This is a genomic window from Nocardioides marinisabuli (assembly GCF_013466785.1).
In the GTDB taxonomy this organism is placed as follows: Bacteria; Actinomycetota; Actinomycetes; order Propionibacteriales; family Nocardioidaceae; genus Nocardioides; species Nocardioides marinisabuli.
Window position 1 is genome coordinate 4,099,803 of record NZ_CP059163.1, and the last position, 20,886, is coordinate 4,120,688.

At 70.4% G+C, this 20,886-nt stretch carries 18 protein-coding genes and 2 rRNA genes; 10 read left to right on the forward strand and 10 right to left on the reverse strand.

Annotated elements, in window-relative coordinates; genetic code table 11:
• Window positions 1-84: 84 nt before the first annotated feature.
• The 3 genes from H0S66_RS19675 to H0S66_RS19685 all read right to left on the reverse strand — a co-directional run bounded on the left by H0S66_RS19675 (window position 85) and on the right by H0S66_RS19685 (window position 2,712).
• Window positions 85-570 (reverse strand): peroxiredoxin, encoded by a 486-nt coding sequence (locus tag H0S66_RS19675; protein ID WP_179616863.1) that lies wholly within the window; start codon window positions 568-570, stop codon window positions 85-87.
• Window positions 567-2,192 carry an AMP-binding protein gene (locus H0S66_RS19680; protein WP_179616864.1) on the reverse strand — a complete coding sequence of 542 codons (1,626 nt, stop codon included), beginning with the start codon at window positions 2,190-2,192 and terminating at the stop codon, window positions 567-569. The genes H0S66_RS19675 and H0S66_RS19680 overlap by 4 nt, the downstream gene beginning before the upstream one ends.
• 79 nt (window positions 2,193-2,271) lie before the next feature.
• A complete protein-coding gene (locus H0S66_RS19685; RefSeq protein WP_179616865.1) occupies window positions 2,272-2,712 on the reverse strand; it encodes a DUF3052 domain-containing protein in 441 nt (146 codons plus the stop codon).
• A gap of 332 nt (window positions 2,713-3,044) precedes the next feature.
• Between H0S66_RS19685 and aceE the strand changes: the two genes are divergently transcribed.
• Window positions 3,045-5,783: a pyruvate dehydrogenase (acetyl-transferring), homodimeric type gene (aceE, locus tag H0S66_RS19690; RefSeq protein WP_258017236.1), complete on the forward strand. Its 2,739-nt coding sequence runs from the start codon at window positions 3,045-3,047 to the stop codon at window positions 5,781-5,783.
• Between the two features lie 83 nt (window positions 5,784-5,866).
• Here aceE and H0S66_RS19695 read toward each other — a convergent pair whose 3' ends face one another.
• Window positions 5,867-6,838, reverse strand: a complete 972-nt coding sequence (locus H0S66_RS19695; protein WP_219633598.1) for an alpha/beta fold hydrolase — start codon at window positions 6,836-6,838, stop codon at window positions 5,867-5,869.
• 171 nt (window positions 6,839-7,009) lie between these two features.
• On the opposite strand from H0S66_RS19695, the gene H0S66_RS19700 reads away from it, so the two are divergent.
• The 5 genes from H0S66_RS19700 (at window position 7,010) to H0S66_RS19715 (ending at window position 10,874) form a co-directional block, all read left to right on the forward strand.
• A complete protein-coding gene (locus H0S66_RS19700; RefSeq protein WP_258017014.1) occupies window positions 7,010-8,011 on the forward strand; it encodes a PucR family transcriptional regulator in 1,002 nt (333 codons plus the stop codon).
• Window positions 7,969-8,205, forward strand: a complete 237-nt coding sequence (locus H0S66_RS20730; protein ID WP_258017015.1) for a PucR family transcriptional regulator — start codon at window positions 7,969-7,971, stop codon at window positions 8,203-8,205. Before H0S66_RS19700 ends, H0S66_RS20730 begins: the two co-directional genes overlap by 43 nt.
• A gap of 127 nt (window positions 8,206-8,332) precedes the next feature.
• Window positions 8,333-9,517, forward strand: coding sequence for an acyltransferase domain-containing protein (locus H0S66_RS19705; protein ID WP_179616867.1), 1,185 nt, complete (start codon window positions 8,333-8,335; stop codon window positions 9,515-9,517).
• Window positions 9,517-10,530 carry a beta-ketoacyl-ACP synthase III gene (locus H0S66_RS19710; protein WP_179616868.1) on the forward strand — a complete coding sequence of 338 codons (1,014 nt, stop codon included), beginning with the start codon at window positions 9,517-9,519 and terminating at the stop codon, window positions 10,528-10,530. The genes H0S66_RS19705 and H0S66_RS19710 overlap by 1 nt, the downstream gene beginning before the upstream one ends.
• Before the next feature lie 98 nt (window positions 10,531-10,628).
• Window positions 10,629-10,874 (forward strand): acyl carrier protein, encoded by a 246-nt coding sequence (locus H0S66_RS19715; protein ID WP_179616869.1) that lies wholly within the window; start codon window positions 10,629-10,631, stop codon window positions 10,872-10,874.
• Here the strand turns inward: H0S66_RS19715 and H0S66_RS19720 are convergent.
• Window positions 10,850-10,990: a hypothetical protein gene (locus H0S66_RS19720; RefSeq protein ID WP_179616870.1), complete on the reverse strand. Its 141-nt coding sequence runs from the start codon at window positions 10,988-10,990 to the stop codon at window positions 10,850-10,852. The two genes, H0S66_RS19715 and H0S66_RS19720, sit on opposite strands and share 25 nt — an antisense overlap.
• Window positions 10,991-10,996: 6 nt before the next feature.
• Between H0S66_RS19720 and fabF the strand changes: the two genes are divergently transcribed.
• From fabF to H0S66_RS19735, 3 genes are all read left to right on the forward strand, one after another.
• Window positions 10,997-12,238, forward strand: a complete 1,242-nt coding sequence (gene fabF / locus H0S66_RS19725) for a beta-ketoacyl-ACP synthase II (RefSeq protein ID WP_179616871.1) — start codon at window positions 10,997-10,999, stop codon at window positions 12,236-12,238.
• Window positions 12,239-12,255: 17 nt separating this feature from the next.
• The gene (locus H0S66_RS19730; RefSeq protein ID WP_179616872.1) at window positions 12,256-13,713 is read left to right on the forward strand and encodes an acyl-CoA carboxylase subunit beta; all 1,458 of its coding nucleotides are present in this window, start codon (window positions 12,256-12,258) and stop codon (window positions 13,711-13,713) included.
• Between the two features lie 86 nt (window positions 13,714-13,799).
• Window positions 13,800-14,246: a hypothetical protein gene (locus H0S66_RS19735; RefSeq protein ID WP_179616873.1), complete on the forward strand. Its 447-nt coding sequence runs from the start codon at window positions 13,800-13,802 to the stop codon at window positions 14,244-14,246.
• A 16-nt stretch (window positions 14,247-14,262) separates the two neighbouring features.
• Here H0S66_RS19735 and H0S66_RS19740 read toward each other — a convergent pair whose 3' ends face one another.
• Window positions 14,263-14,796: a DUF3145 domain-containing protein gene (locus H0S66_RS19740; protein ID WP_179616874.1), complete on the reverse strand. Its 534-nt coding sequence runs from the start codon at window positions 14,794-14,796 to the stop codon at window positions 14,263-14,265.
• A gap of 138 nt (window positions 14,797-14,934) precedes the next feature.
• Complete coding sequence (locus tag H0S66_RS19745; protein ID WP_258017017.1) at window positions 14,935-15,861, reverse strand: alpha/beta fold hydrolase; 927 nt, start codon at window positions 15,859-15,861, stop codon at window positions 14,935-14,937.
• A gap of 27 nt (window positions 15,862-15,888) precedes the next feature.
• Here H0S66_RS19745 and H0S66_RS19750 point away from each other — a divergent pair, with 27 nt between their 5' ends.
• The gene (locus tag H0S66_RS19750) at window positions 15,889-16,410 is read left to right on the forward strand and encodes a hypothetical protein (RefSeq protein ID WP_179616875.1); all 522 of its coding nucleotides are present in this window, start codon (window positions 15,889-15,891) and stop codon (window positions 16,408-16,410) included.
• A 13-nt stretch (window positions 16,411-16,423) separates the two neighbouring features.
• Here the strand turns inward: H0S66_RS19750 and H0S66_RS19755 are convergent, their stop codons facing one another.
• The 3 genes from H0S66_RS19755 to H0S66_RS19765 all read right to left on the reverse strand — a co-directional run bounded on the left by H0S66_RS19755 (window position 16,424) and on the right by H0S66_RS19765 (window position 20,846).
• Complete coding sequence (locus H0S66_RS19755) at window positions 16,424-17,374, reverse strand: tetratricopeptide repeat protein (RefSeq protein WP_179616876.1); 951 nt, start codon at window positions 17,372-17,374, stop codon at window positions 16,424-16,426.
• A gap of 78 nt (window positions 17,375-17,452) precedes the next feature.
• Window positions 17,453-17,569: ribosomal RNA gene (gene rrf / locus H0S66_RS19760) — 5S ribosomal RNA — on the reverse strand.
• A gap of 139 nt (window positions 17,570-17,708) precedes the next feature.
• Window positions 17,709-20,846, reverse strand: a 23S ribosomal RNA gene (locus H0S66_RS19765).
• Window positions 20,847-20,886: the final 40 nt, after the last annotated feature.

Consider the following 20,886-nt stretch of genomic DNA (forward strand, 5'->3'; position numbering starts at 1 on the left):
CTGCTCCCGGCGAGCGTGAGGGCTCTCGGCCATTCCGTGCGGATTTTGCCCGGCCCGGTCCAGACCAGGCCGGAGCGGGCCGGCTCAGGCCAGCGCGGTGAGCTGGCGCAGGTGCTCGTCGAGGTCGCGCCCCTCGGGGTTGGCGTTGTGCACCGCCCAGCGCACCAGCCCCTGCTTGTCCACGACGTACGACGAGCGGCGCGGGGCCCCCACGGCCTCGTCCAGGACGTCGTAGGCGCGCGAGACCTCGCCGTGCGGCCAGAAGTCGGAGAGCAGCGGGAAGTTCAGCCCGTCGGCGTCGGCGAAGGCGCGCAGCGCGAACATCGGGTCGCAGGAGATCGCCAGGACCTCGGTGTCGAAGGTCATGAACTCGGCCAGCCGGTCGCGCACGCCGGCCATCTCGCTGGTGCACACGCCCGAGAAGGCGTAGGGGTAGAAGAGGATCGCGACCGCCTTGACGCCCCGGTAGGACGACAGCGTGACGTCCTGGCCGAATTGGTCGCGCAGGGTGAAGTCGGGGGCGGGTCCGCCCAGCGTGAGCCCGCGGCGCTCGAGGTCGTGCTGGCTCACGCGTCCTCGCCCCGCAGCTCGCGCTTGAGCACCTTGCCGGTGGCGTTGCGGGGCAGCTCGTCGAGGAAGACGACCTCCCGGGGCACCTTGTAGCGCGCGAGGTGCTGCTTGACCCACCCCTTGACGGCGTCCTCGTCGAGGGAGGCCCCGTCGCGGCGCACGACGAAGGCCCGCAGCCGCTGGCCGTAGTCGTCGTCGTCGACGCCGACGGCCGCGACCTCGGCGACGTCGTCGTGGCGGGCGATGCAGTTCTCGACCTCCTGGGGGAAGACGTTCTCGCCGCCCGAGACGATCATGTCGTCGTCGCGGCCCTCGACGTAGAGCCGCCCGTCGTGGCCGATGCGCCCCACGTCGCCGGTCGACATCAACCCGTCGACGACCTCCTTGGAGCCGCCGCCGGTGTAGCCCTCGAAGAGCAGGCCGTTGCCGACGAAGATCCGTCCGGGTTCACCCGGGGCCACCTCGACCCCTCGGTCGTCGAGCACCTTGACCACCGTGGCGTACGGCGGTCGGCCGGCCGTCGAGGGCGCCTCGCGCAGGTCCTGCGGTCCGGCGACGGCGGCGTAGGCGACCTCGGTGGAGCCGTAGGTCGAGTACAGGTTGTCACCGAAGCGGTCCATCCAGGTCACCGCCAGGTCGCCGGGCAGCGCGGACCCGGAGGAGGCGACCACCTCGACGTGGGACAGGTCGTGGGCGCCCAGGACCTCCTCGGGCAGCGCCAGGATGCGCTGGAGCATCACCGGGATCACCACGACGCTCTCGCAGCGCTCCCCCACGATCGTGCGCAGCGCCTCCTCGGGGTCGAAGCGGCGGCGCAGCACCAGGGTCGAGCCCAGCAGCATGGCCAGCGCCATGTGGGCGAAGCCCCAGGTGTGGAAGAGCGGCGCGGCGACGTGGCAGCGCCAGCCGCGTCGCAGCGGCATGGTCGAGAGCAGCGAGACGGCGGCGTCGATGCCGGCCTCGCTGCGCGGCGCGGCCTTGGGCGTGCCGGTGGTGCCCGAGGTGAGGATGACGGTGCGCCCGTGGCGCGCGGGCGGCTCGAGGTCGCCGGTGCCGTGGACGGCGACGAGCCGCTCCACGGTGGCGGTGCCCTCGGCCAGCTCGCGCTCGTCGTCGACCCAGGCCACGACCCGGTCGGCCACGTCGGCCTCGGCGAGCAGGCCGGTGAACTCCTGGTCGTGCACGACCACGACGGGCCGCTCGCGCCCCAGCACCTCGACCAGCTGGGGGCCGGCGAAGGCGGTGTTGAGGTAGAGGGCGTCGGCGCCGAGCTTGGCGACCGCGCAGGTGACGTCGACGAAGAAGCGGTGGTTGCGGCACATCACCGCCACCGCGTCGCCCTCGCCGACCCCGCGCTCGCGCAGGGCCCGGGCCAGTGCGTTGGACCGGGCGTGCACCTGGGCCCAGGTGAGCTCGCCGAGCTCGTCGACGAGGCCGACGTCGTCGGGGGCGCGCACCGCCAGGGAGGCGAAGCCGCCGGCCGGGCCGGTGCCCCAGTCCTTGACCACCCTGGCCAGCCGTGCCAGCACGACCGGCGAGTAGGGCCGCAGCACCCCTGCGCGGGCCAGCACGCGCAGGCTGGTGCCGGCGGCACCCGCACCGGTGAGCAGCTTCGAGATCACGTGACGTCCGATCTGCCGGGGCCGCGCCCGGCGACCCGTCGACGGGGCACCGGGCGGGACCGAGGTGTCCGGGCCTGGGTCAGGCCGGGGTCTTGGGGGTGACCAGGCGCGTGGCGGCCCAGTCCTTGCTGACCGTGGCCGTGGTGGTCTGCGCCAGGCCGGCGATGGGCGCCGCCTCGGCCACGTCGGCGGGGTCGACCGAGCCGGGCCGCCCGATGCGGGGGGTCAGCAGCCAGATGGCGCCGCCGCCCACGAGGTCGGTGAGCGCGTCGACCAGGGAGTCGACCAGGTCGCCGTCGTCGTCGCGGTACCAGAGGACCACGGCGTCGACCACGTTGCCGTAGTCACCGTCGACCATGTCGGCGTCGATGGCGTCCTCGATCGCCACCCGCAGCGTGTCGTCGGTGTCGTTGTCCCACCCGAGCTCCTGGACCACCATCCCCTTGGCGAGCCCGAGGCGCTCGGCCGGACCTGTCGGGGTGCCTGTCTGGGTGGACCCGCCACCCGCGGTCGAGCTCAACTGAGACCTCCACGTCGTCGCACCCGCGGCACTGCACCGCAGGGTCGTGCGGACAGTCCAGCGGGTTTGGGCGGACGGCGCAACCTCCCGCGCGGGGCTCGAGCCCCTCCGACGGCCGTCCTGCCGGGCCCGTCCCGGGCGCCGGGCGTGCTCGACCAGGGGGTCACGACCGCCTGTCAGGACATCGGTGACCGGATACAGGACATACCGACGGGTAGATTTCGGATCCTCCGCGTGCGTGCCACGATGGACGAGTGACCGACGACTCATCCTCTGTGACAGGCACTCCCGCGGACAGCACCCCCGTCCCGCGCAGCACCGCCAAGACCTCGGTGATCCACGAGGGCCTGCCGACCCAGCTGCCCGACATCGACCCGGACGAGACCCAGGACTGGATCGACTCCTTCGACTCGATGCTCGCCGAGCGCGGGCGCGACCGCGCGCGGTACGTGATGCTGCGGCTGCTCGAGCGGGCCCGCGAGACCCAGGTCGGCGTCCCGGCCCTGCGCAGCACCGACTACATCAACACGATCCCGCCGGAGCGCGAGCCGTGGTTCCCCGGCGACGAGGACGTCGAGCGCCGCATCCGCGCCTTCATCCGGTGGAACGCCGCGGTGATGGTCTCGAGCGCCAACCGCAAGGGCCTCGAGGTCGGCGGCCACATCGCCACCTACCAGTCCTCCGCGAGCCTGTACGAGGTCGGCTTCAACCACTTCTTCCAGGGCAAGGACGCCCCCGGCGGCGGCGACCAGATCTACATCCAGGGCCACGGCTCCCCCGGCGTCTACGCCCGCGCCTTCCTCGAGGGCCGCCTCGACGAGCAGCAGCTCTACCGCTTCCGCCAGGAGGTCCAGCACGGCACCGGTGCCGGTCTGCCCTCCTACCCCCACCCGCGCCTGATGCCGGAGTTCTGGGAGTTCCCCACGGTCTCCATGGGCCTGACCGGCATCAACTCCATCTACCAGGCGCGCTTCAACCGCTACCTGCACAACCGCGGGATCAAGGACACCGACCAGCAGCACGTGTGGGCCTTCCTCGGCGACGGCGAGATGGCCGAGCCCGAGTCGCTGGGCGCCATCGGCGTCGCGGCCCGCGAGGAGCTCGACAACCTGACCTGGGTCATCAACTGCAACCTCCAGCAGCTCGACGGCCCGGTGCGCGGCAACGGCAAGATCATCCAGGAGCTGGAGTCGACCTTCCGCGGCGCCGGCTGGAACGTCATCAAGGTCGTGTGGGGCCGCGAGTGGGACGACCTGCTGGCCCGCGACGTCGACGGCGTCCTGGTCAACAAGATGAACACCACCCCCGACGGCGCGTTCCAGACCTACTCGGTCGAGGACGGCACCTACGTGCGCGACAGCTTCTTCGGCGGCGACCCGCGGCTGCGCAAGATGGTCGAGCACATGAGCGACCGCCAGATCCAGAAGCTGCCGCGCGGCGGCCACGACTACCGCAAGGTCTACGCGGCCTTCGACGCCGCCAAGAAGCACGCCGGGCAGCCGACGGTGATCCTGGCCAAGACCGTCAAGGGCTGGACGATCGACGCCCTCGAGGGCAAGAACGCCACCCACCAGATGAAGAAGCTGACGCAGGACGACGTCAAGAAGTTCCGCGACCGCCTCTACCTGCCGATCTCCGACCGCGACCTCGAGCGCTCCTACGAAGAGACCGGCGCCGCGCCGTTCTTCCACCCCGGCGCCGACTCCCCCGAGATCGAGTACATGATGGAGCGTCGCAAGGCGCTCGGCGGCGCCGTGCCGCGCCGGGTCAACCGGGCCAAGGCCCTCAAGCTGCCCGGCGACAAGGTCTACTCCGAGCTCAAGCAGGGATCGGGCAAGAACTCCATCGCGACCACCATGGCCGTCGTGCGGCTGCTGCGCGACTGGATGAAGGACCCCGAGATCGGCCAGCGCATCGTGCCGATCGCGCCTGACGAGTACCGCACCTTCGGCATGGACGCGATGTTCCCCTCGGCGAAGGTCTACAACCCGCAGGGCCAGCTCTACGAGTCGGTCGACCGCAAGCTGCTGCTCTCCTACAAGGAGTCCCAGCAGGGCCAGATGCTGCACGAGGGGATCTCGGAGGCGGGCGCGATGGCCTCGGCCACCGCCGCGGGCTCGGCGTACACCACGCACGGCGAGCACATGATCCCGTTCTACATCTTCTACTCGATGTTCGGCTTCCAGCGCACCGGCGACTCGATCTGGGCGATGGCCGACCAGCTGGCCCGCGGCTTCCTCATCGGCGCCACGGCCGGGCGCACCACGCTGACCGGTGAGGGCCTGCAGCACGCCGACGGCCACTCGCCCCTGCTCGCCGCCACCAACCCCGCGGTCGTGCACTACGACCCGGCGTTCGCCTACGAGATCGGGCACATCATGCGCTCGGGCCTCGAGCGGATGTACGGCACCAGCGAGGAGCACCCCGACGGCGAGAACGTCATCTTCTACCTCACCGTCTACAACGAGCCGGTGCACCAGCCCAAGGAGCCCGACGACGTCGACGTCGAGGGCATCCTCAAGGGCGTGCACAAGGTCTCGACGGCCCAGGGCGACGGGCCGCGCGTGCAGCTGCTCACCTCCGGCGTGGGCTTCCCCTGGGTCGAGAAGGCGCGGGTGCTCCTGGCCGAGGAGTGGGGCGTGCAGGCCGACACCTGGTCGGTCACCTCGTGGAACGAGCTGGCCCGCGACGCGGTGGCCGCCGAGGAGCACAACCTCCTCAACCCCACCGCCGAGCCCCGGACCCCGTTCGTGACCACCAGGCTCGCCGGGCACGACGGGCCCTTCGTGGCCGTCAGCGACTACATGACCGCGGTGCCGATGCAGATCGCGCGCTGGGTCCCCGGCGACTACTGCGTGCTGGGCGCCGACGGCTTCGGCTTCGCCGACACCCGGCCCGCGGCCCGTCGCTTCTTCCACATCGACGCCGAGTCGGTCGTGGTGCGCTCGCTGCAGGCGCTCGCCGACGCGGGCGAGATCGACCCCGGCCTCGTGGCCAAGGCGTTCGAGAAGTACCGCATCGACGACCCCACCGCGGTGAGCGGCGTCAAGCAGGAGGGCGGCGACGCCTGAGCGTCGTCCACCCGGCGTGACAGCAGCGGCCCCGAGGCGATGCCTCGGGGCCGCTGGTGCGTCCGGTCCGTCCCGGGGTCCGCTCAGGCGCCGGCGTCGCCGGCCACCGCCGTGAGCGGCACCACCGGGGCGACGTCCCCGGTCGGGTCCGCGGGCCCGTTCTCCAGCAGCCGGCGCCACCGGGCCCGCGAGTAGGTCGCCGCCCGGGTGCTGCGCACGAACTCGTGCACGATCTGCACGAAGCGCTCGGGGTGGTCCTTGTGCGGGAAGTGGCCGCTGTGCGGGATGACCTCGATGCGTGCCCCGGGCGCCAGCGCCGCCGCCCGGTTCGCGTGCCGCACGGGGATGACGTGGTCGTCGCGCCCCCACACCACGCACATCGGCATCGCCTCGGTGAGGTAGGCCCGGTCGGCCATGGTGACGATCTGGCCCTTCCAGTCGACCACCGCACGCACCACGTGCCGGATGGCGGCCCGGGCCCGGGGGTCCTTGAACGAGTCGTAGATGTCGGCGACCTCGGCGAGGTCGCGGGTGACGGCGGTGGGCAGCGCGGCCAGCCCGCGCAGGCCGGCGGCGCCCACGTGGCGCACACCCGGGAGCGTCAGCACGCCCATCACCTGGTGGAAGCCGGGGGTGGTGATCGCGCGGATGCCCGGGGTGACCTCGGGGCCCAGCCCGCCGGAGGCGACCAGGATCATCCGCTCGGTGCGCTCGGGGAACTGGTAGGCGAACTGCATCGCGACGCCGCCGCCGAAGCTGTGGCCGACCACGGTGACCTTGTCGATGCCGAGCACCGTCAGCAGGTCGCGCACCCCGTTGGCGTAGCCGCCCACGCTGTAGTCGGCGCGCGGCTTGTCCGAGAGCCCGTGGCCCAGCAGGTCGGGGGCGATGACGGTGTAGCGGCGCGCCAGGCCGTCGATGACCGACGACCAGGTGGTGTGGTCGCAGCCCAGGCCGTGCAGCAGCAGCAGGGCCGGGCCCTCGCCGGCCTTGACGAAGGCGCGACGGTGGCCGTGGATGGTGAGGTGCTGGACGTGATGACGGCTCGGGGGCACCGTTCCTCCTGTCGTGGGGCCGCAGACGACCGCTGGCCGGGGGTCGGGCCGCTGCGACATCAGGACACCATGTCGCACTTTCCCCTTGCACGTAAGGCTTTCACCCCTTCGCGCCACGAAACTTGACCCGGCCGCGACGGGCGGCGGCGGGCCGCGGACTAGCCTGCAGGGGTGGTCGATCCCGCCCCCGCGTCGCGCACCCGCGCCGCCCAGACCCTGCTGCGCTCCACGGGGGCGCTGAGCACGGCGGCCACGGGGCGCATGGAGACCTCCCTGCCCTGGTTCCGCGACCTGGCCGCCGAGCACCGCTCCTGGGTGGGGCTGATCGTGCAGGCCGGCGTGCGGCACTTCGTCGGCTGGTACGCCGAGGACGGCGACAGCGCACCGTCGGGCGAGGGCGCGCTGGCCTCCTCGGTCTTCGGCGCCGCCCCGCGCGCCCTCGCGGGGGTGATCAGCCTCCAGCAGACCGTCGACCTGGTCCGCCTGTCCATCGACGTCATCGAGGCCAACGTCGACTCGCTCCTCGACCCCGACGACGCCGCCGAGGTGCACGCGGCGGTGCTGCGCTACGCGCGTGAGGTCGCCTTCGCGACCGCCGAGGTCTACGCCCGCGCCGCGGAGTCGCGCGGTGCGTGGGACGCGCGGCTCGAGGCGCTGGTCGTCGACGCGGTGCTGCGCGCCGAGGCCGACGAGACGATCGCCTCGCGCGCCAGCGCACTGGGCTGGCGCGGACGCGGGCAGGTGGTGGTCGTGCTCGGCGACGCCCCTGCTCGACGGACCGAGACCGACCTCTTCGAGGAGGCGCGGCGCGTGGCCCACGCAGCCGGGATGGACGCCCTGGGCGCGGTCCAGGGCGACCGCCTCGTGCTGCTGCTGGGCGGCGTGACCGACCCCCGTGCGGCCGCGCGGCGCGTCATCGAGGTGTTCGGCGAGGGCCCGGTCGTCGTGGGCCCGGTGGCCGACGGCCTGGCCGAGGCGCACCTGTCGGCACGCGCAGCCGTCTCGGCCCAGCGCGTCGCGGTCGGCTGGCGCCCGGTGCGCCGCGACCGGTGCGCACCGACGAGCTGCTGCCCGAGCGGGCCCTGGGCGGCGACGGCCACGCCCGTCGGCACCTGGTCGACGAGGTCTACGTGCCCCTGCTGCGCTCGCGCGGCACCCTCACCGACACCCTGACCGCCTACTTCGAGGCCGGCACCTCGATCGAGGCCACCGCCCGGGCCCTCTTCGTGCACGCCAACACGGTGCGCTACCGCCTGCGCCAGGTCACCGACCTCGTGGGGCTCGACCCCACCCAGCCGCGCGACGCCTTCACCCTCCAGATCGCCCTGGTGCTGGGCCGCCAGTCCGGCCGCTCCGCCACCGACTGAGCCCGCATACCCCCGCCCGTACCGCGCGCTGATCGGCGCCCTTTGTAGGAACCCGACAACGAATCGCCCCCCAAAATCGTCCGTGGCGCTCGTGAGTCGTAGGAGGTGCTGCGGCACAGTAGTGCTCGTGCTCGTCATCGTCGCTCCCGGTCAGGGAGCCCAGACCCCCGGTTTCCTCACCCCCTGGCTGGAGGACCCCGCCTTCGCCCGGCGCTTCGAGTGGCTCTCGACCGTCGCCGGCCTCGACCTGGTGCACTACGGCACCGAGGCCGACGCCGACGCGATCCGCGCCACCGAGGTCGCCCAGCCGCTGCTCGTGGCCACCGGCCTGGTCGCCGCGCTCGAGCTGTTCCCCCACCCCAGCGACGCCTTCGAGCGGATCGGCGCCGTGGCCGGCCACAGCGTCGGCGAGATCGGCGCCGCCGCGGGCGCCCGGGTGATCACCGCCGAGCAGGCGATGGTGCTGGTGCGCGAGCGCGGGCGCGCCATGGCCAGCGCGGCGGCCGCCACCCCGACGGGGATGACGGCCGTGCTGGGCGGTGAGCGCGAGGAGGTGCTCGCCGCCATCGAGGCCCAGGGCCTGACCCCCGCCAACGACAACGGTCCGGGGCAGGTCGTGGCCGCCGGCACCATGGAGCAGCTCGCGGCCCTCAAGGACGCACCTCCCGCCAAGGCGCGGCTGGTGCCGCTCCCGGTGGCCGGCGCCTTCCACACCCACCACATGGCCCCGGCCGTGGAGCACCTCGGCGCCCTGGCCCGTTCGGTCTCGACGCACGACCCGCGCACCCGGGTCATCTCCAACCGCGACGGCCAGGTCGTCCACGACGGCCGCGAGGTCCTGCGCCGGCTGGTCGGCCAGATCGCCCACCCGGTCCGCTGGGACCTGTGCCTGGAGACGATGGAGGACCTCGGCGTCACTGGCATCCTCGAGATGCCCCCCGCCGGCACCCTGACCGGCATCGCCAAGCGCGCCCTCAAGGGCGTCGAGACCTTCGCGCTCAAGACCCCCGACCAGCTCGACGACGCGCGTGCCTTCGTCGACAAGCACGGGGAGTCGGCCGGTCTCGACCTCACCCCGACCTGGCGGGTCGTCGTCTCCCCCGCCAAGGGCACCTTCCACCGCGACGAGACCGCCGGCGCCAGCTCGGTGCTCAGCGCCGGCGCAGCCGTCGGCGACGTCGCCAGCTCCCGCGACCGGGTCTCGATCACCGCCGCCCACGGCGGCCAGGTCGTCGAGTGGCTCGTCGAGGACGGAGACCTCGTCTCCCCCGGCCAGCCCCTGCTGCGCCTGCACCCCGAGGGAGCCGCCTGATGGCCGCCGGGAGCACCACGCTGAACACCTCGGTCGGCGCACCGCACGCCCGCCTGCTCGGCCTCGGCGCCTACCGGCCCTCGCGGGTCGTCCCCAACTCCGAGATCGTCGAGAAGATCGACTCCAGCGACGAGTGGATCCGCCAGCGCTCGGGCATCGAGGAGCGCCGCTGGGCCACCGACGACGAGTCGCTGCGGATGATGTCGGTCGCCGCCGCCCGCCAGGCCCTCGAGCGCTCCGGTGTCGACCCGCGCCAGATCGACTGCGTCGTGGTCGCCACGGTCAGCCACTTCATGCAGACCCCGGCCCTGGCCACCCTGGTCGCCCACGACCTCGGCACCGACCAGGCCGCGGCGTTCGACGTCTCGGCCGCCTGCGCCGGCTTCTGCCACGGCATCGCCCTGGCCTCCGACATGGTCCGCGGCGGCAGCGCGCGCCACGTGCTGGTCGTGGGCGCCGAGCGCCTCTCCGAACAGACCGACCCGACCGACCGGGGTACCGCCTTCATCTTCGCCGACGGCGCCGGGGCGGCCGTGGTCGGGCCCGGCGACGAGCCCGGCATCGGGCCGGTCGTGTGGGGCTCCGACGGCGAGCAGTACGACCTGATCCGCTCGCGCGACGACTGGCGCGACGTGCTCAGCGCCGAGTCGCCCCGGATGCCGCACCTGGTGATGCAGGGCAACGCGGTCTTCCGCTGGGCCTCCTTCCAGATGGCCAAGACCGGGCTGCAGGCCCTCGACCGCGCCGGCATCGGCGTCGAGGACCTCGACTGCTTCGTGCCCCACCAGGCTAACAACCGCATCACCGACGCGATGGCCCGGGCCATGAAGCTGCCCGAGTCGGTGGCCGTCGCCCGCGACATCATCCACCAGGGCAACACCTCGGCCGCCTCGATCCCGCTCGCCCTCGACCGGATGGTCTCCGAGGGCCAGGCCCGCTCGGGCGACACCGCGCTGCTCATCGCCTTCGGCGCCGGGCTCGCGTACGCCGCCCAGGTCGTCGTCCTGCCCTGACCCACCCTGGACCGACCTCGTACCCACCCTCAGCACCACCCAGCACCACCCAGCACCACGACCGCAGCACCCAACGAGAAACAGGAGACAGCCAGCACATGGCCACCACCGAAGAGATCCGCACCGACCTCGCCGAGATCGTCAACGAGGTCGCCGGCGTCGACACCGACGACGTCCAGCTCGACAAGTCCTTCGTGGACGACCTCGACGTCGACTCCCTGTCCATGGTCGAGGTCGTCGTGGCCGCCGAGGAGAAGTTCGGCGTCTCGATCCCGGACGACGAGGTCAAGAACCTCAAGACCGTGGGCGACGCCGTCGCCTACATCGAGCGCGCCCAGGCCTGAGCAGGCTGCCGGCGGCCGCCCCCGCGGCGGCCGCCGGCCCCGCTGCTCCCCCGCAGCACCAGCACCAGCACCAGCACCAGCACCAGCACCAGCACCCACCCTCCACGTAAGGACACCCACGCATGTCGTCGAAGCGAGTCGTCGTCACCGGTCTCGGGGTCACCTCCCCGGTCGGCGGTGACGTGCCCAGCACCTGGGACGCTCTCGTCAACGGACGTTCCGGCGTCCGGCCGCTGACCCAGGACTGGGCCGAGACCCTGCCGGTGCGCATCGCCGGCACCGCGGCGGTCGACCCCTCCGAGGTCCTCGAGCGCGTCAAGGCACGGCGCTGGGACCGATCCACCCAGCTGGCGATGGTCGCGGCCACCGAGGCCTGGACCGACGCCGGCCTCGACCAGAGCACGGACCTCGACGGCGACCGGGTCGGCGTCGCGTTCGCCTCCGGCATCGGCGGCGTCACCACGCTGCTGGCCAACTACGACGCCCTGCTCGAGAAGGGACCGCGGCGGGTGTCCCCGCTGGCCGTCCCGATGCTGATGCCCAACGCGCCGGCCGCGAGCGTCAGCCTCGCCTTCGGCGCCCGCGCCTTCGCCAGCACCCCCGTCTCGGCCTGCGCCTCCGGCAACGAGGCGATCTCGCTGGCCCTCGACCAGATCCGGCTCGGGCGCGCCGACGTCGTGGTGGCCGGCGGCACCGAGGCGGCCATCCACCCGCTCAACATCGCCGCCTTCGCCAACATGATGGCGCTGTCCAAGAACGACGGCGACCCCACGACGGTCTCGCGGCCCTGGGACACCGCCCGCGACGGCTTCGTGCTCGGCGAGGGGTCCGGCGCGCTGGTGCTGGAGTCCGAGGAGCACGCCCTGGCGCGCGGCGCCCGCATCTACGCGGTCGTCATGGGCGCCGGCGTCACCGCCGACTCCCACGACATCGCCCAGCCCGACCCCGAGGGACGCGGCGGCACCCGGGCCATCGCCCGCGCGCTGTCCGAGGGCGAGGTCGACCCCGCCGACGTCAAGCACGTCAACGCGCACGCCACCTCCACCCCGCTCGGCGACATCGCCGAGGGCCTGATGCTCCACGCGACGCTGGGGGCACACGCCTCCGACGTCGTCGTGACCTCGACCAAGTCGATGACCGGGCACCTGCTCGGCGGTGCCGGCGCCCTCGAGGCCGTCGCCACCGTGCTGGCCCTGCACCACCGGGTCTCGCCGCCGACCATCAACCTCGACGACCAGGACCCCGCGGTCGACCTCGACATCGCCACCAAGGCCCGCGACCTCCCGATGGGCGACATCGTCGCCCTCAACAACTCGTTCGGGTTCGGCGGCGCCAACGTCGCCGTCGCCTTCGGCAGCGCCTGAGACCAGGAGACCACCACGTGAGCACCGCCTCCGCCCCCGCCGCCGCACCGACCTCGGCCGGCAAGCCCGCCAAGCTCCCTCGCGAGCAGGACCCGCGCCACCCCCGGCACCGGCTGGGGGCGCTCCTCGACGAGGGCAGCCTCGAGCTGATCACCCCTGACGACGAGTCGGGGATGCTGGCGGCCGTCGGGACCGTCGGCGGCGCCCCGGTGGTCGCGTTCTGCTCCGACGCCACCGTGATGGGCGGCGCCATGGGTGACCAGGGTTGCCGCGTCGTGGTCGACGCCTACCACCGCGCCATGACCGACCGGGTCCCGATCATCGGGCTCTGGCACTCGGGCGGCGCGCGGCTGGCCGAGGGCGTGCTGAGCCTGCACGCCGTCGGCAGGATCTTCCAGGTGATGACCCAGGCCTCGGGGCGCATCCCGCAGGTCTCGGTCGTGCTGGGCCCGGCCGCCGGCGGTGCGGCGTACGGCCCGGCGCTGACCGACGTGGTGGTGCTGGGCCCCGAGGGCCGCATCTTCGTCACCGGCCCCGACGTCGTGCGCTCGGTGACCGGCGAGGACGTCGACATGCTGCGCCTGGGCGGGCCCGAGCCGCACGGACGACGCTCGGGGGTGGTCCACGTGCTCACCGACTCCGAGGAGGAGGCCCTCGAGCGTGCCCGCACGATCGCCAACCTGCTGGGCGCCCAGGGCAGCCTGCGCGTCGCCGACGTCGAGGACCGCGACCTGGCGGCGGTGCTGCCGGAGTCCAAGAAGCGCGCCTACGACGTGCACCCGCTGGTGGAGCAGGTCCTCGACGAGGGCACCGTCCAGGAGCTCCACGCACGCTGGGCACCCAACATCGTGACCGCGCTGGGTCGCTTCGGCGGTCGGACCGTCGGGGTCGTGGCCAACAACCCGCTGCGACTCGGCGGCTGCCTGGACTCGCTGTCGGCCGAGAAGGCCAGCCGGTTCGTCCGCATGTGCGACGCCTTCGGCATCCCGCTGGTCGTGCTGGTCGACGTCCCCGGCTACCTGCCGGGCGTCGGCCAGGAGTGGGACGGCGTCGTGCGCCGCGGCGCGAAGCTCCTGCACGCCTTCGGCGAGTGCGTGGTCCCGCGCGTGACCCTGGTGACCCGCAAGACCTACGGCGGCGCCTACATCGCCATGAACGCCCGCTCGCTGGGTGCCACCAAGGTCTTCGCCTGGCCCGGGGCCGAGGTGGCGGTGATGGGCGCGGTGGCGGCGGTGCGCATCCTGCACCGCCGACGACTGGCCGAGGTCTCCCCCGACATCCGTCCCGCGCTGGAGGCCGAGCTGGCCGCCGAGCACGAGCGGATCGCCGGCGGGGTGGAGCGGGCCGTCGAGATCGGGGTCGTCGACGAGGTCGTCGAGCCGGCCGCGACCCGCTCGGCCATCGCGCGCGCCATCGACGAGGCGGTGCAGAGCGTCGGTGTGCGTCGCGGGGCGCACGGCAACATCCCTCTCTGACCCCCGCGCCTCCGGCGGAGGTGTGACGGACGTAACGTGGAGCGGGCAGCCGCGTTGATCCACCGACGTCACTTCGGGAGGCCTCCATGACCACCGCCCTCAACCGCCTGCTCGCCGCACCGCTGGCGGGCCTGCTCGCAGCGGGCCTGCTCGGGGCCGCCGGCGGTGCGCCCGCCACGGGTCACACCGGCGACGACCGGCACGACGCCTCCGAGCACGCGCGGACCTGGGCCAAGGACCAGGTGCTCCGCAAGGGCTGCCGCGACTACAGCTACCGCTACCGGGTGAACCCCCCGACCGACCAGGCCTGGGGCCTGGAGACGTTCCTCGTCGCACCGGGCGGCAGGAAGCTCGCCTCGGGCGCCCTCTCCGACAACGCCGACCGGAAGAAGGGCCGCGACACCTTCACGGTCTGCCGGACCTCGACCCGGCCGGGGAAGTTCCGGATCCGCGCGAAGCTCACCTACTACGACGGCTTCACCGCCCACGACGGCTGGGCCGACACGACCCGATTCCGGCTGCGCCGCCGCTGACCCGCTCCGGCTGGGCTCAGACCACCTGGTGCAGCCAGCGCACCGGCGCGCCGTCGCCGGCGTGCCGGAAGGTCTCCAGCTCGTCGTCCCAGGGCTTGCCGAGCAGCTTGTCGATCTCGACCAGCAGGGTCGTCTCGCCGACGGCTGCCTTGACCACGGCCGCCTTGAGCCGGTCCTCGGGGATCATGATGTCCCCGTGCAGGCCCGTGACGGCGTGGTAGACGCCGAGGTCGGGGGTGTAGGAGTAGCGCGTGCCCTCGACACCGGGGCTGGGCTCCTCGGTGATCTCGAAGCGCAGGTGGTTCCAGCCGCGCAGCGCCGAGGCGGTCGCGGCCGCCGAGCCGACCGCTCCGGTCCAGGAGAGCTCGGCCCGGTAGGTGCCGCTCTGCGCCGGCTGGGGGGTCCAGTCCAGGCTCACGGGCATGCCGAGCACGCCGCCCACGGCCCACTCGATGTGGGGGCACAGCGCGGAGGGTGCTGAGTGGACGTAGAGCACGCCCCTCGTCGCGGTGCGGGTGGCAGTCGTTGCGGTCACCGTGACCTCCTTCATCTCCGGCGCGAGGTACGCCTTCCCCAGCGGTCTCGTCAGGAGTCTCGAAGGATCGAGTGACACGTATGTGGTTTGGGACCATTGTGGCCCATGAGGCGCGCGAGCACCAGTCCCCGCACCTCGTGTCGCGCCGGCGTCTCAGGCGCCCCGCGGGGCGCGGCGCCGGCCGAGCGCGACCAGGGTGCCGAGCACGTCCTGGGCGATGCCCAGGCCGCCGAGGTGGCTCTCCCCCTCGATCACCTGCAGCGTCGCGTCCGGCAGCAGGTCGACGACGTGCCGGCCGTGGCGCAGCGGCACGATGTGGTCGTCTTCGCCGTGCCACCACCGCACCGGCACCCGCACGTCGGCGGGCGAGAAGCCCCAGTCGCGGCAGAAGAGCAGCAGGTCGTTGAGCGGGGCCGTGGACTGGAAGCGGTTGCCGTTGAGGATGTCGTCGACGAACATCGCCCGGAACTCCGGCCGGGAGAGCAGGGTCCGGTCACCGTCGGGCTGGAGGGCGGCGTACAGGTCGATGCACGAGCCCGCCACCGGCCGGGCCACCCGGATGAGCTGGTGCACCGCGATGCCCAGCGGCACCCGGCCGGCCCTCAGCAGCGGCGCGAGGCGGACGGCCAGCCGGATCGGGCCGCCCTCGGCGGCATCGGGCCCCACCGTCGGCGCCACTCCCCCGAGCACCGCCACCCCGTGGACGCGATCGGGCATGGCGGCGCCCGCCGCCAGGACGTAGGGGCCACCACCCGAGAGCCCCACCAGGTGGAAGGTGTCCACGGCCAGGGCGTCGAGGAGCAGGCGCAGGTCGTGCGTCCAGTCGAGGAGGTCGGGATAGAGGTGGGGCGTCGAGGAACCGATCCCCGGGCGGTCCACGCCGATGATCCGCACACCGTGCTCGAGCGCCCACCGACGCGCCTCGAGCGGGATCTGGCGCCGGGCACCCGGGGTGCCGTGCATCCACACCACCGCACGACCGCGCGGCGACCCGAACTCCGCGAAGCTGAGCCGCCGGCCCTCGCGCACCGCCACGCTGCCCTCCAGGGCTGGCCTGTCCACGGTCAGAGGAGCACTCACGCGCTCATCATGCCCTACGCTCCAGCCATGCCCGAGCACAGCAGCGAGCCGGCGCTCGGCGTCACGCCGGGCAGGTGGCTGCGCCGACTGGCGCTGGCCGCGGGTGCGGTCGCCGGGTTGCTGTTCGCGTGGTGGTTCGTCACGAACCCCTCCAGCCTGCCCGTGCGCACCGGTCACGTCACCGCGGTCACCACCGTGGGTCGTCCCGTCTACGTGGGGTTGTGGAGCACCGGCGCCGACTTCGGGCGCACCCTCGACGTCGCCGGCGTGCGGCTGCGCGCCGACGCCACCGTCGAGGTCTCCCTCGAGCCGGTGCTGTGCAGAGGCGGCTCCGTCGGCGTCACCACCGACCCGGCGCCGTTCTGCCGCGAGCTGCTCGACCCGGCCGGCGCCGAGCTGCGCCCGGGCGACTCGCTGGTGGTGCGCGTCCTGGCCGACGACGCCGGGGCGGTCTACCTGGACCGTCCCGTGCTCGCCTTCCGCGAGGGCCCCCGGTGGGGCACCCGCGAGGCGGGCACCGAGGCGGTGCTCGCCGTGGTCACCCCCTGAGGAGCCGGCCGGCTCAGTCGCGCTGGGTCTTCTCCAGCAGGGCGGCCCGCTCGGCGGCGTCGGTGAGCTCGTCGCCGTCGATCGCGTGCGTGCGGTGGAACCAGGCCAGGGCGTCGGTGGTGCGCCCGGCGGCCTCGAGGGTGTCGGCGTAGGCATAGCGCAGGCGGACCACCCAGGGGGCCCTGTTCTTCGACTGCAGGGGCGCCAGCTCGAGGGTCCGCAGGGCGGCGTCCATCTGGCCCATGTCACGGCGGGCCCCGGCCTCGACGATGGTCATCTCCGCCTTCGCCTCGGACTCGAAGTTCGCCACCGACGGGCTCTTGGCCAGCTTGAGCGCCTGCTCCGGCTGCCCGAGCGCCCGGTGGCAGTCGGCGATGATCGGCAGGTAGGCCGTGGCGCCGTTCATCCGCTTCGCGGCCCGCAGGTCGGCCAGCGCCTCGGAGTAGTGCCCGGCGGCGTAGGCCGCCTCACCCGCCGCCTCACGCACCACGGCCAGGCGGGGCGCACGGGCGCGCGCGGCCAGGGTGTGCTGGTAGGCGGTCTCGGGGTCCTCGTCGATCAGCGCACCCGCAGCGGCGAGGTGGCGCGCCACCCGGGCTGCCAGCTTCTCGGGCAGACCCTTCAGCTGGGCGATGACGGCGCGGTCGAGCTCCTTGCCGGTGATGTCCTCCGGCAGCTCCGGGCCGTCGTAGACGGCCTGGTCGGCCGAGCGGGGGGCCTCCTTCTCGACGTACCGGCCACCGCCGGCGCCACGAGGACCGGACTGGCGCCGGTCGCGCGACTGCCCACCACGCGCGTCGCGGTCACCACGCGAGTCCTGACGACCCCCGCGGTCGGGGCGACCACCGCGCTCGGGCCGGCCGCCACGGTCCGGTCGTCCCTCGGAACCGCGGCTCGACGAGGGACGGCCACCGCCGGTGGGCTTGCCTCCGGAGGGACGCTGGTTACGACGCTGCTCGGCCACGGTGGTGCTCCTTCGCTGACCTCTCGGTCGGGTAAATGCACGTAGGGGCCACCTTGCGGTGGCCCCTACGGAGTGTATGTCCGGCGGCGTCCTACTCTCCCACAACCTCTCGGTTGCAGTACCATCGGCGCTGAAAGGCTTAACTTCCGGGTTCGGGATGGGACCGGGTGTTTCCCTTTCGCTATGGCCGCCGTAACTCTTGCGGCACACACCCCAGGTAGATGATCACTGGGTGGCGTGTGTGCCAAGCCATTATTCACATGTGATGACACGTGTGTTGTGTGTGTTGGATTCGTGGACGCGAACAGCCTTTGCAGGTTCAGCTGAGTGGTTGTGGGACAAGCCCTCGGCCTATTAGTACCGGTCGGCTAGGCATTGCTGCTGTACACCTCCGGCCTATCAACCCAGTGTTCTGCTGGGGGCCTTACCCGGTTGACCCGGTGGGAAACCTCATCTTGAAACGTGCTTCCCGCTTAGATGCATTCAGCGGTTATCACTTCCGAACGTAGCTAACCAGCCGTGCCCCTGGCGGGACAACTGGCACACCAGAGGTTCGTCCATCCCGGTCCTCTCGTACTAGGGACAGCCTTTCTCAAGTTTCCTGCGCGCGCGGCGGATAGGGACCGAACTGTCTCACGACGTTCTAAACCCAGCTCGCGTGCCGCTTTAATGGGCGAACAGCCCAACCCTTGGGACCTACTCCAGCCCCAGGATGCGACGAGCCGACATCGAGGTGCCAAACCATCCCGTCGATATGGACTCTTGGGGAAGATCAGCCTGTTATCCCCGGGGTACCTTTTATCCGTTGAGCGACGTCGCTTCCACATGCCGACGCCGGATCACTAGTTCCGACTTTCGTCCCTGCTCGACATGTCTGTCTCACAGTCAAGCTCCCTTGTGCACTTACACTCGCCACCTGATTGCCAACCAGGCTGAGGGAACCTTTGAGCGCCTCCGTTACTCTTTAGGAGGCAACCGCCCCAGTTAAACTACCCATCAGGCACTGTCCCTGATCCGGATAACGGACCTAGGTTAGACATCTAGTACGACCAGAGTGGTATTTCAACGATGACTCCACACTCACTGGCGTGAATGCTTCACAGTCTCCCACCTATCCTACACAAGCCGAACCAAACACCAATACCAAACTATAGTAAAGGTCCCGGGGTCTTTCCGTCCTGCCGCGCGTAACGAGCATCTTTACTCGTAGTGCAATTTCGCCGAGTCCACGGTTGAGACAGCGCCCAAGTCGTTACTCCATTCGTGCAGGTCGGAACTTACCCGACAAGGAATTTCGCTACCTTAGGATGGTTATAGTTACCACCGCCGTTTACTGGGGCTTAAATTCTCCGCTTCGGTATTGCTACCTAACAGGTCCTCTTAACCTTCCAGCACCGGGCAGGAGTCAGTCCGTATACATCGTCTTACAACTTCGCACGGACCTGTGTTTTTAGTAAACAGTCGCTTGGGCCTGGTCTCTGCGGCCCTTCCCGCTCCCACCGCAAGGGTGTTCACGTTCCGGGCCCCCCTTCTCCCGAAGTTACGGGGGCATTTTGCCGAGTTCCTTAACCGTGGTTCGCTCGATCGCCTTAGTATTCTCTACCTGATCACCTGAGTCGGTTTGGGGTACGGGCGGCGCATAGCTCGCTAGAGGTTTTTCTCGACAGCATAGGATCATCCACTTCCCCCCAACGGGGTCCCCATCACATCTCAAGCCCGACATCAAAGTCAGAGATCCGGATTTGCCTAGATCTCGCCCTACATGCTTAGCCGTACACAACCATCGGTACGGTTGGACTACCTTCCTGCGTCACCCCATCGCTTGACTACTACCAGTTCGGGTCCCACGCTACGCTCAACCGCCTCGCCCCGAAGGGTCCGGTCGGCTGAGTTTCAGATGGTTAGCATCACCGGGTTCGTCATGGGCGCTACTTTGCCGGTACGGGAATATCAACCCGTTGTCCATCGACTACGCCTGTCGGCCTCGCCTTAGGTCCCGACTTACCCAGGGCAGATTAGCTTGACCCTGGAACCCTTGATCATTCGGCGCACGTGTTTCTCACACGTGATTCGCTACTCATGCCTGCATTCTCACTCGTGTCGCATCCACACCTGGATCACTCCGGCGCTTCACTCGCGACACGACGCTCCCCTACCCATCCACACACCTGAACACCCATCAAGTGGGTGCTGGGCTTATGTGAATGCCATAGCTTCGGCGGATGACTTGAGCCCCGCTACATTGTCGGCGCGGAATCACTTGACCAGTGAGCTATTACGCACTCTTTCAAGGGTGGCTGCTTCCAAGCCAACCTCCTGGTTGTCAGTGCGACTCCACATCCTTTTCCACTTAGTCACCGCTTAGGGGCCTTAGCTGATGGTCTGGGCTGTTTCCCTCTCGACTACGGAGCTTATCCCCCGCAGTCTCACTGCTGCGCTCTCACTTACCGGCATTCGGAGTTTGGTTAACGTCAGTAACCTGGTCGGGCCCATCGGCTATCCAGTGCTCTACCTCCGGCAAGAAACACGCAACGCTGCACCTAAATGCATTTCGGGGAGAACCAGCTATCACGAAGTTTGATTGGCCTTTCACCCCTATCCACAGGTCATCCCCTCAGTTTTCAACCTAAGTGGGTTCGGTCCTCCACGCGGTCTTACCCGCGCTTCAACCTGCCCATGGATAGATCACTTCGCTTCGGGTCTTGATCGTGCTACTCAGACGCCCTATTCGGACTCGCTTTCGCTACGGCTTCCCCACACGGGTTAACCTCGCAACACAACGCAAACTCGCAGGCTCATTCTTCAAAAGGCACGCCGTCACCCCATCACCACAAGGATGAGTAAGGCTCCGACGGATTGTAGGCACACGGTTTCAGGTACTATTTCACTCCCCGCCAGGGGTACTTTTCACCTTTCCCTCACGGTACTTGTCCGCTATCGGTCATCAAGGAGTATTTAGGCTTAACGGGTGGTCCCGCCAGATTCACACGGAATTTCAGGGGTTCCGTGTTACTTGGGATAACGCATCACAGCCCAGGCCTTACACTTACGGGGCTATCACCCTCTACGGCGCCACTTTCCAGCGGACTTCAACTTCAACCTGCTGGGTTTCTTACTGTGTGGTAGGCCGGCAGACCCACCCATGCGATCCCACAACCCCACATACACAACCCCTGCCGGGTATCACATGTACGTGGTTTGGCCTCATCCGATTTCGCTCGCCACTACTCTCGGAATCACTATTGTTTTCTCTTCCTGTGGGTACTGAGATGTTTCACTTCCCCACGTTCCCTCCACACACCCTATATATTCAGGTGCGGGTAACTGGACATGACTCCAGCTGGGTTTCCCCATTCGGACACCCCCGGATCACAGCTTGGTTGCCAACTCCCCAGGGCTTATCGCAGGCTCCTACGTCCTTCATCGGCTCTTGATGCCAAGGCATCCACCATGTGCCCTTCATAGCTTGTCTCACAAACACTCAACAAAAACTACAAAGACTAGATTAATTA

Coding starts and splice junctions, on each gene's coding strand:
- H0S66_RS19735 (WP_179616873.1), top strand. CDS start 13,800: ATGACCACCGCCCTCAACCGCCTGCTCGCCGCACCGCTGGCGGGCCTG.
- fabF (WP_179616871.1), top strand. CDS start 10,997: ATGTCGTCGAAGCGAGTCGTCGTCACCGGTCTCGGGGTCACCTCCCCG.
- H0S66_RS19740 (WP_179616874.1), bottom strand. CDS start 14,796: ATGAAGGAGGTCACGGTGACCGCAACGACTGCCACCCGCACCGCGACG.
- H0S66_RS19750 (WP_179616875.1), top strand. CDS start 15,889: ATGCCCGAGCACAGCAGCGAGCCGGCGCTCGGCGTCACGCCGGGCAGG.
- H0S66_RS19710 (WP_179616868.1), top strand. CDS start 9,517: ATGGCCGCCGGGAGCACCACGCTGAACACCTCGGTCGGCGCACCGCAC.
- H0S66_RS19715 (WP_179616869.1), top strand. CDS start 10,629: ATGGCCACCACCGAAGAGATCCGCACCGACCTCGCCGAGATCGTCAAC.